We start from the raw sequence: 15,701 nt of genomic DNA on the forward strand, positions 1-15,701 counted from the left end.
CCGGTTAAAAGTGCTTGTATGACGGCAGAAAGAGGTTGGGAACCAGTCCCAGCCTCTCTTCGTACTTATACTATTCTACGGAAATCAAAAACGGATAAACCGGTTGATCGCCTTCATGAACTTCAACTTCAAGTTCATCATCCAGTTTAAGGATGCCGGCTTGAACCTGATCGGCCAGCTTTTCATTGGCGCCATCACCCCAAATGATTGTGATTGCCTCACTGTCCTCATCCAGCATCTTACCAACCATTGAAATAGCTGCTGGAACAGCTTTGTCTTCAACCACAACAATTTTACCATCGGCGATCCCCATATACTGGCCCTTTTTAATTTCAAAGCCATCAATATTTGTATCCCGAATAGCGTGAGTCACCTGGCCGGATTTAACCGTTGAGAGATTGTCTTCCATTGCTTGATGATTCTCATCAAGCGAATTATCCGGATTGAAGCCCAACATCGCTGTAATTCCCTGTGAGATCGTCTTTGAATGCACAATCTCAGTTGGTATTTCAGCCACTTGAGCAGCCTGTTCAGCTGCCAAAAAATATTTTTATTATTAGGTAAAACAAGTGCGCGCTTGGCACCGGTTTTTTGAATTGCATTGACAATGTCGGCGGTACTTGGATTCATTGTTTGACCACCACTAACAATGTAATTAACACCTAAGCTCTTAAATAATTTATTTAAACCATTCCCAGAGGAAATCGCAATAACTGCCGTATCGGAAACCGGCTGGTCTGCCTTGGCTTCCAGACTTTCCGCTTTTTGAATTGGTGAAGCAGTCTGTTTATCAGCATCGTCATTTTCAATAATGGTTTCCTGCTGAAGCCGCATATTGTCAACTTTAACCGTTGCCAAATCACCAAATTCCTGGCCCCAGGCCAACACTTTTCCGGGATGTTCCGTGTGAACGTGAACCTTCACAATTTCATCGTCGTTAACAACCAATAATGAATCACCCAACTTAGCCAGGTAATCATAAAAGGTCTGATAGTCAAACTGACGGTCTACTTCCTTGCCCTTTCCAAGCCGCACCATAATCTGCGTGCAATAACCGTAAACAATATCATCAGGGTCCAGCTTACTTTGGACACTTTGATGGTGCGCTGCGTCGATCATTTCGGTCATTTCGGCATCAGTCGGTTGATACTCACCACTTTCATCGTCAACGCGACCATTTAAAACATCGTCAAAGGCTTCCAAAACAAACATTAATCCCTGACCACCGGAATCAACAACCCCAACCTGCTTCAAAACCGGCAATAAATCCGGCGTTTTTTTCAAAGCCGTTTTTGAATTTTCATAAACCGCATCCATAACCGCCACAACATCATTGGTCATCGCTGCCGTCTTTTTACCGGCTTGAGCAGCCATGCGGATAACGGTTAGAATTGTGCCTTCCGTCGGCTTCATAACTGATTTATAAGCCGTTTCGGTGCCCGAAACAAAAGCATCCGCCAAATCCTGAGCACTCAGCGTCGTCTTATTTTCAGTTGATTTTGAAAAGCCACGAAAGATTTGGGACAGAATCACACCCGAATTCCCCCGGGCACCCATCAGCAGCCCCTTGGCAAGTGAGGCGCAAAGATCCCCAACCTTGTTACTGACGTCCTTATTAACGTACTTGTAACCACTGGCCAACGATAAACTCATATTCGTCCCGGTATCTCCATCAGGAACGGGAAAAACGTTTAAAGAGTTTATAAAATCAGTATTTTTATTTAATTTGTTAGATGCAGCCTGAACCATCGCCGTAAATTCGGTATTGGTAATTTCCGTTACTTTCAACTAGTTTATCCTCCTTGGTCAATTTTCGTAATGTTAGTCTTCGGTTGCTACCTGAACACCTTGAACAATTACATTGACCGAATTAGCGGTTACGCCAAGCATGCTTTGTAAATCATATTTAACCTTTGCCTGAACGGCTTTGGCAACCTCAGAAATTTTATTGCCGTAAGCAACAATGATATAGACATTGATAACAATTTCATTGTCGTGCTGTTTAACTTCAACACCCTTAAAATAGTTTTCCCTATTCAAAATATCATTCATATTGTCACGAATTTGGTTGCGGCTTGCCATACCAACAACACCGTAATTATCGGTGGCAGCACCGCCAACCACGTTTGCAATAACGTCGTTGTCAATATCTACCGTGCCAAATTTTGTCTTTATTTTGACGGCCATGTATAAACAGCCTCCTTCAATTAATCTGTCAACATATTAACGATAATTAATATTACCACAATCCCGTACAAAACCAAAGTAAGCACATTCAAATTAAAAAGCAGTGTCAAGTATAATTACTTGAAAGAAAAGTATTGCAATATCAAGGCAACTATGATAAATTATTCAAGTGTAATGATTCAGAAATTCAACACTGGAATACTTAAAGAAGGGAGATTTGTTACCCCATGGCTAAAGATTTTATCAATGGCAAACGGACCCACTTTGGTAACAAACGTTCACATGCCTTGAACTCAAGCCGTCGCAGCTGGAAGCCAAATTTGCAAAAAGTTCGGATCCTTGTTGATGGTAAACCAAAGAAAGTTTGGGTATCTGCTCGGACGCTTAAATCAGGTAAAGTTACCCGCGTTTAATTAATTACTGAAGAGATTGGTTTTACCAGTCTTTTACAATTTAAAAGGATTCAGAAAGTTACCGCCACTATCGGCAGCAATTTTCTGAATCCTTTTTTAGCAACTACAATATATAGTCAGGTCAACTTGATGGTGTTGATCCGATCCATCGGAATATTACGAGGGGTATACGCTTCGGTCGTCTCACCAACTACCAGCCCGGCAACCGGTGTTTGGCCGTCTGGTACCTTTATTTCACGCATCAGCTCATGATTTTGGGCTAACGCGGTGGTGACGCCCCAAATATGGCAGGCTCCCAAACCAAGTTCAACTGCTTCGATGTTCATGTTCTCAACGATCGTTGCCGCATTGGAATAGGCACCGTTATCCGCTGGCGTTCCCTGTAGTTTTGTCGAAACAATAATAAACAGTGGTGCGCCATACAACATCGATTTATCAGTATGAAAAGTTTTCTGTGCATTTTGATCCAATTTTTGCAGCCATTTGGAAGCCGTTACTACAGTAAGTGTTAAATGACTGTATTCACCCATCGAAACCGGTGACGCGTAAGCGGTCTTCAATAATTGTTTCAGGTCTGCATCCGAGACCGGTTTACCGGTATAGGTTCGAACCGATTTTCGATTTAAGATTGCATCGATTGTTCTCAAAATAAAGCTTCCCTTCAAATCCTTTTTCTGCAAAGCATTTTCCCACTTGAGCTGCCACTCAACTCAAATTCGGTAAACGCTTTCAATAGTTAATTATACCACGCCCGTATTTCAATAAAAGCGGCGATTGATCAACTGTTTCCAGTTAATCGATCGCCGCTTTGGGATAAAATCAGCTTAATTAAACCGATTAATATCCTTACTTTGAATCACACACATCACACCGCTCGCAAACTTAAAGCGGGCAGTCTCACCGACAAACTCGTTACTTGCCAGTGAAATTGGTCGTTTCACCTGATAGTCGTGTAATTTATATTTTTCATCAAACAGGGTTAAATGCGCCATCGGTGTCAACGCCACAAAAGCCAAATATTTCTTATCGGGTTCTTTTACAATCTCGTATTCCCCCGGTAAAAAAAACGTTATCGTATTTTGGCGATCAATCAACCGAATTTTGGGCGCGTATTTTTTAAATCGCGGTTCCAAAACCATCCATAGATTAGCCAGAAAATGATCCAGTCGACCGCCCGTTGCCCCGTAAATATCAAGCCGATCAGCATGATGTTCTTCAATCGCAACCTTTAAGCCCAACTGGGTATCAGTATCGTCTTTTTCCGGAATGGACTGGCGAATATCGTGAATATGTTCCTTAACCAACTGCAATTCTTCAGGTTTTAAGGAATCAAAATCACCGATCGCTACCAGCGGGTCAATACCCATATCAATTAAATGCAGGTTCCCACGGTCAATGCCGATCCAATTTCCCTTTATTCGACCCGCTTTGAGATCATCGGGCCATAAGTCAATTGGTCCGCCGACCAAAAGATTTAATACTTTCATTATTTAGTAGCATCCTTTAACGCGTTAATCCTTGAAACAGGGTCGTCAGCATCAAAAATGTATGAACCGGCAACCGCAACCGTTGCTCCGGCCTTATAAGCCCCGACAACGGTCGTCTCGTTAACACCACCATCAATTTCAATATCAAAATTCAAGCCTTGCTCCTTCTTGATTTGATCGAGTTCAGCAATCTTTTTAACGGTTTCCGGTAAGAACTTTTGACCACCGAAGCCGGGATTGACTGTCATTACCAAAACCTGATCAACCATGTAAAGCACCGGCGTAATGGCCGCAACAGGTGTGCCGGGGTTGATAACAACCTCAGCCTTAACATTTCGATTCTTAATCATTTGAAGTGCTCGGTGAATGTGAGGCGTGGCTTCCGTGTGAACGCCGATAATATCGGCGCCGGCATCCGCAAAATCATCCACATAACGTTCCGGATTTTGGACCATCATATGAACATCTAATGTTAGGTTGGTAATCGGCTTAATGGCCTTTACCCATCCTGGACCATATGACAGTGCCGGCACAAAAGCGCCATCCATAATATCAATGTGCAGCAATTCAGCGCCGCCCTTATCAACTTTTTCAATGTCTCTTTGCAAATTTACATAATCCGCACTCAAAATTGAAGGTGCAATCTTAATCATAATCAACTTCCTCACTTTTTATAATTTGGTTTACGATTCTTTATATCAGTATACAACTGTAAATAATTTTCGTAACGGCTTTTCATAATTTTACCAGATTCTACCTGTCGTTTCACTTCACAATCCGGCTCGTTGACATGTAAACATCCCCGAAAACGACATTTTACCGATGCCCGTTTAAATTCAGGGAAATAGGCAGCTAATTCTCGGAAATTAATCGCCAAAGTATCATACGAAGAAAACCCCGGTGTATCAGCAATTAGACCATCATTAACTGCCAATAGTGCCACTCGGCGGGTTGTATGCCGGCCCCGATTCAAAGCAGCTGAAATTTCACCGGTTTTCAAATTCAATTGCGGTGCCAAATGATTCAGCAGTGTGGATTTCCCTGCCCCGGTCTGCCCCATAATCACATTTTCTTTTCCTGAAAATAATTTACGCAATTGTGTCAATGCCGTTTCTGAAAACGCCTTTTCCGGGAAAATCACTTCATACGGAATGGCTGCATAACCGGCGGCAATTTCCTGTAACTGCTGCCGATGCGCCCGATCAAGCAAATCCGTCTTCGTAAAATAAATAATCGGCTTAATATTACTAATTTCCAGCGCAATCAATTGACGGTCCAACAAGTTACTGGAGAATACCGGTTGCGTGGCTGCCGTCGTCACAATTGCTTGGTCAATGTTGGCAACAGGCGGGCGCACCAATGAATTTTTCCGGGGTAGAATTTCAAGAATATAGCCTTGATTATCATCCTCAATTTGAAATTCAACATCGTCTCCTACCAAAGGGGTAATTTTACGTTTCCTAAAGTTCCCCCGCGCACGCGTGCGATAAACCTGATTCTCAGTATGGACATCATAAAAGCCTGCCAACGATTGATAAATTTTTCCTTTGGCCAATTAATCACCTCTATCTTAAAATTAATAAAAAAGCTACACCATCTATTATTATACAACAGACGGTGTAACTTTCTCAGGTCGCTTGGGGGGATTTAATAAAGTTCCCCCGGAAATTTTAGACTAATGGGAATCGTAAGTAATGTTATTATCCCGCAAAATTGTTTTGCCATCCCGAACAACCTTATAACGGCCAACCTCGTTCTTGGTTAGTTTAAACGGCAGCATCACAGTTGTATCACGTGTGATAACCATTTGTTTGTAAACCGTGGAATAATCATGATCGTGATCCTTCAAATAGATTAATACCACGTTTTCTCCTGAACCGGTCGTGCTGGCTTCAGTTTCCGGCACAGCAGGCGTACTCGATGAGCTTTGAGCTTGAGAACTACTGCTGAAGGCTGAACTTGAGGAAGACTGGTCAGTCGCGTTATTGAAGTAGGGAATCGTTACTTTAACGTTAAAGCTTTCCAATTGGTCCTTGGCCTTTGCCTGCGGGCCTCTGGATAACCAAACAATGATATTGCCGCCTTGCTGAATACTTTCATTGGCAGCCGGCGACTGGCGGACTACCCGGCCCTTCTTTTGCTCATTTGAGTAAACATAGTCAAAAGTCGGATTAATTTTTTCCTTGTTTGCGTAACTGATAACCTGCGCTTTTGTCATATCCGTCAGATCCTTTAAAATAACCTGTTGAATCCCGGTTGAAACAACAAAAGTTAATGTATGCTTGCTTGGATTAACCCGGGTTCCCGAAGCAAAGTCCTGTTGAAGAATTTTGCCAGACTGAAAGGTGCCGGACGGTGCGTTTCGCCTGCGAACTTTAAAGCCCTGTTTTTCCAACCGTGATTTTACTTCGTCATAGTCTTGGCCAACATAATTATCCAACCGAACTTTTTTAATCCCCGAGCTGATTACCAAAGCTACCCGGGTATTCTTTTTAACCTTGGTATTTTCCTTTGGCTTTGACGAAATAACCCGGTTTCGATCAACTTTTTCACTATAGCGATAGGAAACGTTACCGACTTGTAAATCCGCGTTCTCCAATTTTTCGGCCGCTTCACTCTTCAATGTCCCGGTAATCACCGGCACCGTCGTTTGACTATTGGCACTCACAAAGAAGATCACGGCAAAAAGCAAAATCAAAAAACCGATAATGCCACTAATCAGCCATCGACGGCGGCGTTTATGATTCTTTCGCTTGGGACGGCCTTCAGCTGATTCGTCGGTTTCCTGAGCTTCCCGTTTATCAGGATTGGCAGCCGCGGACGTTTCGTTTTCTGATAACGCCGAAAACGGCATCACCCTGGTTCGCTCATCCATCTCCGCGTCTTCATCGGGAACCACAAACTTGGACTCATTGGCTCTGGATCTGTCTAACGACGTATTCAAGTCAGCAGCCATCGCGTTAACATCCGGGTATCGATTACGGGGATCCTTAGTGGTGGCCTTTAAAACAACATTTTCCAAAGCTTGGGGGATTCGCGGATCAAAATCCCGAACGGAAGGAATCGGCTGTTGGGAATGCTTAATCGCGATTGAAACAGCCGTGTCACCATTAAAAGGCACTTTGCCGGTCAAAATTTCATAGAGGATAATTCCCAATGAATAGATATCAGACCGTTTGGTTGCCATTTGGCCCTTAATTTGTTCGGGCGAAAGATAATGAATTGAACCGATAATCGATTTGGTCTGTGTCATGGTGTCTTCACTCTCAAGCCGCGAAATCCCAAAATCGGTAATCTTAATATAACCATTTTTATCAACTAAAATATTCTGAGGCTTTAGATCCCGATGAATAATGTTATGATGATGCGCTTCACTGACAGCCGAACAGATTTGTTCCATGATATTAACAACTTCAGCATAGGGAATCGGGAAGTGATCCTTGATATAGTGTTTCAAGTCCTCCCCGTCGACATACTCCATAACCAGATATTGCATCCCCTCAACCTCGTCAACATCATAAATACCGACGATGTGTGGGTTGTCCAGTTCGGTGGCAGCCATGGCTTCATGCTGAAACCGTTTCTTTGCTTTTGGATTATCCCGAAAATCAAGTCTCAGCAATTTAACTGCGACTTCCCGGTTCAAAATTAAATCCTCAGCCAGATAAACATCCGCCATCCCACCTTCGCCAAGCCGATCAATAATTTTATAACGACCATTCAAAACATACCCTTTATTCATCCGGCATCACCTCCGAATCATATCGGGCAACCAAAACGGTAACATTATCAAGTCCACCGTTTTGATTGGCAAGTGATACCAATAAATTACATTTTGATTGAAGATCATCTTTCATTGACAAAATTTTCTCAATTTCAGGATCGTCAACCATGTTGGTTAACCCATCCGTACAAAGCAGAATCTGGTCGTTTTCTTTAATTTTATAGAATTTAAAGTCAGCCGTAGCGTCGTCATTAATTCCAAGACTCTTGGTAATAATATTTTTATATGGATTATTTTTCGCCTGATCAGGCGTAATGTCACCATGCTTAACAAGTTCATTCACATACGAATGATCTTCGGTAATCTGCGTCAGCTTATTATCCGAGAGAACGTATCCGCGACTGTCGCCAATATTGGCAATCAAACTTTCGTTATTATTAATCAGGGCAGCCACCATGGTTGTGCCCATTCCTTTTAAACGGCGGTCTGAATTTGATTCACTAATAATCGCAGCGTTTTCCTGGGCTAATTTTTTTATAAACCAATCCTTGATTTCAGCCAAACTATCAATTTCCGTTTTTTTAAAACTACTGCCGATATGATCCACAACCATCTGGGAAGCGACTTCGCCAGCATTATTACCACCAATACCGTCGGTGATCAAAGCCAAAATCAAGCCCTGTTTATTTTCAAATTTTCCAACTGCGTCCTCGTTTTTGTCCCGAACTTTTCCGGTAGACGATTGATAAGCAATCTGCATATTTGTATCAACTCCGTTACGCTTTCCTAACCAAAGAACACACGAAAAATCCATCAGAACCGAAATCATCAGGGTAAAGATTGAGCATGCCGTTATCATCGGTCGGCAGATTTAGGTCTGTTTTGGTTGGTTCGACCCGGAAATCAGGATGGGCTTCAATAAATTGCCTAATAACCTCCTGATTCTCCTGTTGGACGATTGTACAGGTACTATATGTAATAGTACCACCAGTTTTGACTTTCGGGGCAACGGCTTCAAGAATTTGAAGCTGTACCTGTGATAAATGTTTAACATCGGCCAAGCTTTTATCATATCGAATTTCCGGTTTGCGTCTCATTAATCCAAAGCCGGAGCAGGGTGCGTCGACCAAAATATGGTCAAATATCTGATCTTCAAATCGGTCGCTTACCTTCCGGGCATCCAGTGCCTGCGTTTCAATCAAATGATCAACGCCCAACCGTTTCGCGTTTCGGGTAACGTTTTTAAGCTTATTTTGATGAATATCCAAGGCAATCACTTTACCGGTTTTTAGATTAGCAGCAATCTGCGTTGTTTTGCCGCCGGGGGCACTGCAGGCGTCCAAGATAATATCATCCGGTTTAATCGTCATCGATTCAACGGGCAGCATCGCACTTTCATCCTGAATTGTTAATAAGCCGCTTTCAAAAAACGGGCTGTGCACAATTTGACCCTTATCAATAATCAGGGCTTCATCAGCTACTCGACTTTCTTCAGTCTCATAGCCGGCTTGCGTTAATTGATCAAGTAATTGTGCTTTGGTGGTCTTAACTTTATTCACGCGAACCGACTGCTTGGGTGCTTGATTGAGCGATTCAAAAATTCTTTCAGCTTTGGCCTGACCAAGCTGATCGCCAATCAATGAAACCAGCCATTCAGGAACGCTGTATTTAATGGAAACCCGACGGATTGGATCTTTAATTTGATTGGGATCCAAAAGCCCCTGCCGATCCATTTGGTGAAGTATTCCCGTCACAAATCGACGCGTACCATCATGCCCCATTTGTTTAGCAATTTTAATTGACTCGTCAAAAATAGCCCGTTTAGGCACCCGATCCAAGTACGTCAACTGGTACATTGCCGTATAAAGTAATTCCTTTACCCAGTCATCGGTCTTCTTAGGGTTCTTTAAAAACGGCGCCAATTGGTACTCAAGTGTCAGCCGATGCTGAATAACGCCATAAACAATATTGGTAAAAAGCGCTTTATCGGCATCATTCATTGCTGTTGATTCAATTACCGCGTTGATCTGTAAATTTGAATAGGAACCATTGCTGGTTCGCAGTAATGTTTTTACAGCCAGTTCACGTGGGTTGTTTGTCTGATATTTCATTTAATTAATCACCTTTTGGCCAACTTTTAAGGCTTGGCCTGCGCCGTTCAAATAATCAGTAATCGCTTGGCGGGGTTTGCCGGCAGGTTGAAGTGCCAAAATGGCCAACACCGTTCCGCTGCCCGCTGCAAGCTTTAATGCGTGCTTTGTCTTTTCAACCACTGTTCCAGGTGCCGCTGTGGTCGTCTCGTCAACGACGGCCGACTGCCAAATTTTTGTCCGTTTCCCGTTAAGAACGGTATAAGCAGTTGGATCGGGGCGAAGTGCCCGGACTTTGGCATCAACCAAAAAAGCCGGCTTGGAAAAATCCAATTCTTCTTCTTCCGGTTTAATGTTTGGTGAAAAAACTACCTTCTCCGGATTTTGCTTAACCGGTTCAACGGTACCGTCAATCACCTTCGGCAATGTTTTAAGTAATAAATCCCGGCCAACCAGGCTTAGTTTTTCAAACATCGATGCCGTGTCATCCGTATTTTCAATTGGCACAGCCTGTTGTGCCAGAATATCGCCGGCATCCATTTTTTTAACCATGTAAATAATGCTGATACCGGTTTCTTTGTCACCGTTCATAATCGCGTACTGTACCGGAGCGCCGCCGCGATACTTGGGAAGTAATGAACCATGAACGTTTACAGCGGCAACTTTTACAGCATTGAGTAATTTGTCGGGCAAAAATTGGCCAAAGGCAGCTGTAACAATTAAGTCCGGCTGCATTTCAATAATTTGTTTCATTTCGTCACTACCGCTAATCTTTTCAGGCTGCAGGACCGGTATTTCAAGTGCTTCGGCCTGCTGTTTGACTGGCGATTTTTGAATCTTATGTTTTCTGCCGACCGGTCGATCCGGCTGGGTAACAGCTGCCAATACCTGATAGCCGTGATCAACCAATCCTTTTAAAACGGGTACCCCAAAACTGGGGGTTCCCATAAATACGACTGTTGTCAACACGATCATTCCTTTCTGCTGAGAATTACATGAAATCCAGTGTTCATTATCAATTGAAATCAATAACCCTTTTCGTTCCTTGGTTTGAGAAGTTGTCAATATTTTATCCAGTACGTCCTTCAAGTGGGGCTCCTGACGATACTTAATAATAATCTGGTAGAAGTAGCGATTATTAATCCGTTTAATCGTTTTTGGCGTTGGACCGAGAATAATTGCCTGGTTCGTTAAATAACGCCTCAAGAAATGGGCAATCTGGTGCATTTCATAAGCTGTCTGCTTCTCACTTGGAGAACTCCCGGTTATTTTAACCGTAAAATAATACGGCGGATATTTCCCAATGTGACGAATCTGCATTTCCGTTTGGTAAAATTTTTCATAATCCTGGGTTTTAGCTAGTTGAATGGCATAATGATCCGGATTAAATGTCTGAATAACAACTTCACCCTGCTTATCGGCCCGCCCGGAACGTCCGGAAACCTGGGTCAATAGTTGAAATGTCCGCTCACTTGAACGAAAATCGGGAAATTGAAGTGCTGAGTCGGCATTCAAAACGCCTACCAGCGTTACTTCGGGGAAATCAAGCCCTTTTGCGATCATCTGGGTTCCCAACAGGATATCAGCCTGATGCGCACCGAATTTGTTAATAATCGCCTCATGGGAACCCTTTTTCCGGGTTGTATCAACATCCATCCGCAATACCCGGGCCTTTGGAAACATTTCCTTTACCTGTTCTTCAAGCTGCTGGCTGCCAATCCCATAATGGCGGATTCGTTTACTGTGACATTTTGGACAAACAACCGGAATTGGTTCTTTATGGCCACACAAGTGACAGTTCAAAGTATGTGTATCTTTGTGCATTGTCAATGAAATATCACAATTCGGACACTGGGGGACATATCCGCAATCCCGACACATAATAAACGATGAATATCCCCGTCTGTTTAACAAAAGAATAATCTGTTCATGTTTTGCCAACCGGTCATCAACCAAATCAGCCAGTTTTTTTGACAGAATATTCCGGCTGCGGGCCATCTCATCTTTCATATCTACAATGGAAACATGGGGCAGTGCGTGATTGTTAAACCGATGCGGCAGCAAAATCAGCTCATAAACCCCCTTCATTGCCCGCGCACGGGATTCTAATGATGGGGTGGCACTTCCCAGTACAACTGGGCAGTGATTGTATGCGGCCCGCCATTTGGCCACGTCCCGAGTCTGATAACGGGGGGTCTCCGTTTGCTTGTAACTACTGTCGTGTTCCTCGTCCATAATAATCAACCAATGTTTTCCAACGGCGCAAAAATGGCCGAGCGGACACCGACCACAACCTTGGCCTGGCCGTCATTAATTCGCTGCCACTCATCGTAACGCTCACCACTGGACATGGCACTGTGCAGCATCGCAACCTGATCACCGAAACGACTTCGAATTCTACCAACAATTTGAGGCGTTAACGTAATTTCCGGAACCAACATTAAAGCGGTCTTACCAGTTTTTAACGCATGGGCCATTGCCTGAAGATAGACCTCCGTTTTTCCGGAACCGGTAACCCCTTCCAGCAGAAACGTTGTGTTGGCCTGATTTTCAATCGCCCGATTTATACGATCGACTGCTGATTGTTGATCGTCGTTCAACGCCAGGGGATAACTTTTTTTAACCGGCTGCAAAAATGGGTTACGAATCCGCCTAACACGGGTTTCATCAACCCACCCACGTTTAACAGCCGTCTCCAAAGTCGTGCTGGTGACGCCTTTCTTAGACAACCACGCCTGCTGAAGCGGCAGGTCGCGCTGGTCTTTTAGTATCTGCAGCAACCTGCTCTGACTAACAAACCGTTTAGAAATGGTTGCCAATGCTTCATCGATTTGTGTCGGGGTTAGTTTACTTTGAAACGCTTTGACCAACATCGGCTTTGAATGATTGGACAGTTCATAATGAACTTTAATTTTATCGGCTTTTCGAAGTGTTAAAATTTTACCGATAGTTTGATTATCGAACTTTTGCTGATCATAGTTAATTTCGTTTTCACCGTGAAAAATCTCCGGGTAAGCTGCTTTGGTTTGATTATCGGTCAACAATTTCTTTTTAAATTTAGTTCGCATCCCGCCCGGCAGCATCGTTTGCAGGCAACTAATTTTAAATGAAAACGTCTGACCAGCCAGCCATTCGGATAATTTAAGCAACTCCGGTGTAATGACCGGCGAAAGGTCCACCAACCCGCTGATTTTTTTGAGTTTCCCATCAAAATCCGAATGGTCTGTCAGGCCAACAATAAATCCTGTTACTTTCCGGGGACCAAAGGGGACCTGAACCCGCATACCGGGTTGGACCTGACCATCGAAATTGGCGGGGATTTCATAACTATACGGTTCATTTGTCTGTCGGGTTGGAACATCTACAATAACTTGCGCAATCTGCAAAAATAAGTCTCCCCTTTTACAAAATACTAATTAAATAACCGATGGCTTAAAATTTCAATTAATTGCTTGGCGACCCTTTGCTTACTCTCAATCGCGGTTTTTTGCTGCTCACCATTTTTAAATAGGAACGTCACTTGATTATTATCGGCATTAAAACCAATTCCCCGCTGTGAAACATCGTTGGCAACAATTAAATCAAGGTGCTTAGCCTTAATCTTTTTTTCGGCGTTCGTTATTAAATCATTAGTTTCTGCCGCAAAACCGATTAATAACTGATCCGGTTTTTTAAGCAGTCCAATTTCTTTTAAAATATCCGGGTTTCTAACCAGTTCCAAAGTCATGGTTGTATTTTGAGCTGTTTTTTTGATCTTCTGCTCGGCAACGTTGGCGGGCCGATAATCTGCCACTGCAGCGGCCATGATTAACGCGTCCGCTTCACTAAATCGCGCCTTAATCGCAGCTAATAATTCACGAGCCGTTTGAACACGAACAACTTTAACGTTATCAGGCACGGGTAAACTGGTGTTGGCCGCAATTAATGTCACGTCGGCACCGGCAGCTTGAGCAGCCTCAGCAATTGCAAACCCCATTTTACCGGAAGAATGATTGGTCAAATAGCGGACCGGATCCAACGGTTCTCTGGTACCACCGGCAGAAATTAATAATTTTTTGCCGGCCAGTTCAGCTGTCCGTGATTTGAACTGCTGATTAAGCCACGTTAAAATTTCTTCGGGTTCGGGAAACCGCCCTTTACCAGCATAACCTTCAGCCAAAAAGCCTTCCGCGGTGTCCATAATATGAATGCCTGCATCGGTCAGCGTTTTTAAATTTGCTTGAGTGGCAAAATTAGCCAGCATATGCACATTCATGGCCGGAACAACATAAATCGGCGCAGTCGTAGCCAAAAGTGCCGCATTAACGACATTGTCAGCAATGCCGTTGGCCATTTTAGCAATTGTATTGGCCGTTGCCGGAGCGACAATTGCCAAATCCGAATGATCAGCCAGATCAATATGCGGAATTGTTTTTGGATTGTCTGTTGAAAAATCGTCCTTGATTACTTTATTTTTGCTTAGGCTTTGAAACGTCAACGGACTAACAAATTTCTGTGCTGCTTCAGTCATGACAACTCGGACGTCATTATGGTTTTTAACTAATAATCTTGTTAAAATGAGCGATTTATAAACCGCGATACTGCCGGTTACGTAAAGTGAAACCCGTTTATTTTGAAACAAATTGGCCACCACCCTTTCAGAATTCACTCTTAATTGTACCAAGAGTAACCGGGTAGACAAAAGACAAAGCTGTTTGAATTTTCATCTTTCCCAAAAAAATGGCTGGAACAAAACGCTGCTTGTCCCGGCCACTTTATAAAAGTTATTTGATCAATCCATTTCGCGATTCTTGGGATCGATTTTTAAAACACCAGCCGCAATTTCTTCAAAGGCCTTGCCAACTGATTTTTTTGATTTGTAACTATCCAGTAACGGTTTTGCACCGGAATCCAACTCGTGGGCCCGCTTGCTTGCAAGCATAATCAACGAGTATCTGGAATCAATTTTATCCAATAACTTATCAACTGATGGATAAAGTAACATTATTAATCGTCTCCTAACATCGATTCATAATCAGGCATTACTCTGGCAACTTTTAAACGTTCACTTCTGATAATTGATTTAATCCGATCGACTGCCAATGGAACCCGATCATTTAAAACAGCATAATCGTAATTGCGCATCATACTAATCTCACCGACTGCCTTTTTTATGCGCTTATTAATCACATCCATTTTATCGGTTCCACGGCCAATTAAACGGTGCTTTAACGCCATTAAATCCGGTGGTGTCAAAAAGACAAAGACCGCGTCCGGACAATTTGCCCGTACCTGCATGGCACCATTCACTTCAATTTCAAGGAAAACATCCTTACCAGAATTCAAAGTCTCATTGACATATTTTAATGGGGTTCCATAGTAATTGTCAACGTATTTAGCGTATTCCAGCATCTCACCATTTTGAATATTCTGTTCGAACTGCTCCTTTGAAACAAAATAATAGTCAACACCGTTTTTCTCCCCAGGACGAGGTTTTCTTGTCGTCATTGAAGTTGAGTATTCAAAGTCAACATCCGGTTCTTCAAAAAGTGCCTTTCTGACAGTTCCCTTGCCAACACCGGAAGGGCCGGATAAAACAATTAACATTCCTCTTTTTGCCATCGTCAAAATCCCTTCAAATATTTGTAGTAACAACCATTATCGTTCATTTTCACAAATTTTACAAGTCCAACCTCTGTTTCGGCAAAAATCATAAAAAAATTAATATTAGGGGTTGATATTTCGAACCAGTGTTCGTATAATAGAGTCACAAACGAGCGTTCGGAGTGAGGAAAAATGCAAAGCAATCAATCTTATCTAA

Annotated in this window: 13 protein-coding genes and 2 pseudogenes; 1 reads left to right on the forward strand and 14 read right to left on the reverse strand. The window is 43.0% G+C overall.

The features are described 5' to 3' along the window. Window positions 1–70 precede the first annotated feature (70 nt). Both JCM14108_RS07165 and JCM14108_RS07170 read right to left on the reverse strand, forming a co-directional pair. Window positions 71–1,749: pseudogene (locus JCM14108_RS07165) on the reverse strand (DAK2 domain-containing protein). Window positions 1,750–1,821: 72 nt separating this feature from the next. Next, window positions 1,822–2,187, reverse strand: a complete 366-nt coding sequence (locus JCM14108_RS07170) for an Asp23/Gls24 family envelope stress response protein (RefSeq protein WP_035179682.1) — start codon at window positions 2,185–2,187, stop codon at window positions 1,822–1,824. Window positions 2,188–2,414: 227 nt separating this feature from the next. Here JCM14108_RS07170 and rpmB point away from each other — a divergent pair, with 227 nt between their 5' ends. Beyond that, window positions 2,415–2,600 carry a 50S ribosomal protein L28 gene (gene rpmB, locus JCM14108_RS07175; RefSeq protein ID WP_035179685.1) on the forward strand — a complete coding sequence of 62 codons (186 nt, stop codon included), beginning with the start codon at window positions 2,415–2,417 and terminating at the stop codon, window positions 2,598–2,600. Window positions 2,601–2,716: 116 nt separating this feature from the next. On the opposite strand, the gene JCM14108_RS07180 is transcribed toward rpmB, so the two are convergent. The 12 genes and pseudogenes from JCM14108_RS07180 to gmk all read right to left on the reverse strand — a co-directional run bounded on the left by JCM14108_RS07180 (window position 2,717) and on the right by gmk (window position 15,502). After that, window positions 2,717–3,247 (reverse strand): nitroreductase family protein, encoded by a 531-nt coding sequence (locus JCM14108_RS07180; protein ID WP_035179723.1) that lies wholly within the window; start codon window positions 3,245–3,247, stop codon window positions 2,717–2,719. A 177-nt stretch (window positions 3,248–3,424) separates the two neighbouring features. Further along, window positions 3,425–4,087, reverse strand: coding sequence for a thiamine diphosphokinase (locus JCM14108_RS07185; RefSeq protein ID WP_035179688.1), 663 nt, complete (start codon window positions 4,085–4,087; stop codon window positions 3,425–3,427). After that, on the reverse strand, window positions 4,087–4,740 hold the full coding sequence (gene rpe / locus JCM14108_RS07190) for a ribulose-phosphate 3-epimerase (protein ID WP_035179691.1): 654 nt from the start codon (window positions 4,738–4,740) through the stop codon (window positions 4,087–4,089). The genes JCM14108_RS07185 and rpe overlap by 1 nt, the downstream gene beginning before the upstream one ends. An 11-nt stretch (window positions 4,741–4,751) precedes the next feature. Further along, window positions 4,752–5,642, reverse strand: coding sequence for a ribosome small subunit-dependent GTPase A (gene rsgA, locus JCM14108_RS07195; protein WP_035179694.1), 891 nt, complete (start codon window positions 5,640–5,642; stop codon window positions 4,752–4,754). Between the two features lie 120 nt (window positions 5,643–5,762). Continuing rightward, window positions 5,763–7,829, reverse strand: a complete 2,067-nt coding sequence (pknB, locus tag JCM14108_RS07200; protein WP_035179697.1) for a Stk1 family PASTA domain-containing Ser/Thr kinase — start codon at window positions 7,827–7,829, stop codon at window positions 5,763–5,765. After that, the gene (locus tag JCM14108_RS07205; RefSeq protein WP_035179700.1) at window positions 7,822–8,571 is read right to left on the reverse strand and encodes a Stp1/IreP family PP2C-type Ser/Thr phosphatase; all 750 of its coding nucleotides are present in this window, start codon (window positions 8,569–8,571) and stop codon (window positions 7,822–7,824) included. Before JCM14108_RS07205 ends, pknB begins: the two co-directional genes overlap by 8 nt. Before the next feature lie 16 nt (window positions 8,572–8,587). Continuing rightward, a complete protein-coding gene (rsmB, locus tag JCM14108_RS07210; RefSeq protein WP_035179703.1) occupies window positions 8,588–9,922 on the reverse strand; it encodes a 16S rRNA (cytosine(967)-C(5))-methyltransferase RsmB in 1,335 nt (444 codons plus the stop codon). Continuing rightward, a complete protein-coding gene (fmt, locus tag JCM14108_RS14320) occupies window positions 9,923–10,876 on the reverse strand; it encodes a methionyl-tRNA formyltransferase (RefSeq protein ID WP_369385530.1) in 954 nt (317 codons plus the stop codon). 16 nt (window positions 10,877–10,892) lie between these two features. Next, window positions 10,893–13,287, reverse strand: a pseudogene (gene priA, locus JCM14108_RS07220) (primosomal protein N'). A 26-nt stretch (window positions 13,288–13,313) separates the two neighbouring features. Then, window positions 13,314–14,522, reverse strand: coding sequence for a bifunctional phosphopantothenoylcysteine decarboxylase/phosphopantothenate--cysteine ligase CoaBC (gene coaBC / locus JCM14108_RS07225; RefSeq protein WP_035179706.1), 1,209 nt, complete (start codon window positions 14,520–14,522; stop codon window positions 13,314–13,316). A 150-nt stretch (window positions 14,523–14,672) separates the two neighbouring features. Next, complete coding sequence (gene rpoZ, locus JCM14108_RS07230) at window positions 14,673–14,885, reverse strand: DNA-directed RNA polymerase subunit omega (RefSeq protein ID WP_035179709.1); 213 nt, start codon at window positions 14,883–14,885, stop codon at window positions 14,673–14,675. 2 nt (window positions 14,886–14,887) lie between these two features. Further along, a complete protein-coding gene (gmk, locus tag JCM14108_RS07235; protein WP_035179711.1) occupies window positions 14,888–15,502 on the reverse strand; it encodes a guanylate kinase in 615 nt (204 codons plus the stop codon). Between the last annotated feature and the right edge of the window lie 199 nt (window positions 15,503–15,701).

This window comes from Lentilactobacillus farraginis DSM 18382 = JCM 14108 (genome assembly GCF_000583655.1).
In the GTDB taxonomy this organism is placed as follows: domain Bacteria; phylum Bacillota; class Bacilli; order Lactobacillales; family Lactobacillaceae; genus Lentilactobacillus; species Lentilactobacillus farraginis.

Excerpts from the sequence above, each read along its gene's own strand:
- JCM14108_RS07205 (WP_035179700.1), bottom strand. The coding sequence starts at position 8,571 with ATGCAGATTGCTTATCAATCGTCTACCGGAAAAGTTCGGGACAAAAAC.
- rpe (WP_035179691.1), bottom strand. The coding sequence starts at position 4,740 with ATGATTAAGATTGCACCTTCAATTTTGAGTGCGGATTATGTAAATTTG.
- fmt (WP_369385530.1), bottom strand. The coding sequence starts at position 10,876 with ATGATCGTGTTGACAACAGTCGTATTTATGGGAACCCCCAGTTTTGGG.
- JCM14108_RS07170 (WP_035179682.1), bottom strand. The coding sequence starts at position 2,187 with ATGGCCGTCAAAATAAAGACAAAATTTGGCACGGTAGATATTGACAAC.
- JCM14108_RS07185 (WP_035179688.1), bottom strand. The coding sequence starts at position 4,087 with ATGAAAGTATTAAATCTTTTGGTCGGCGGACCAATTGACTTATGGCCC.
- rpmB (WP_035179685.1), top strand. The coding sequence starts at position 2,415 with ATGGCTAAAGATTTTATCAATGGCAAACGGACCCACTTTGGTAACAAA.
- pknB (WP_035179697.1), bottom strand. The coding sequence starts at position 7,829 with ATGAATAAAGGGTATGTTTTGAATGGTCGTTATAAAATTATTGATCGG.
- rsmB (WP_035179703.1), bottom strand. The coding sequence starts at position 9,922 with ATGAAATATCAGACAAACAACCCACGTGAACTGGCTGTAAAAACATTA.
- gmk (WP_035179711.1), bottom strand. The coding sequence starts at position 15,502 with ATGGCAAAAAGAGGAATGTTAATTGTTTTATCCGGCCCTTCCGGTGTT.
- rpoZ (WP_035179709.1), bottom strand. The coding sequence starts at position 14,885 with ATGTTACTTTATCCATCAGTTGATAAGTTATTGGATAAAATTGATTCC.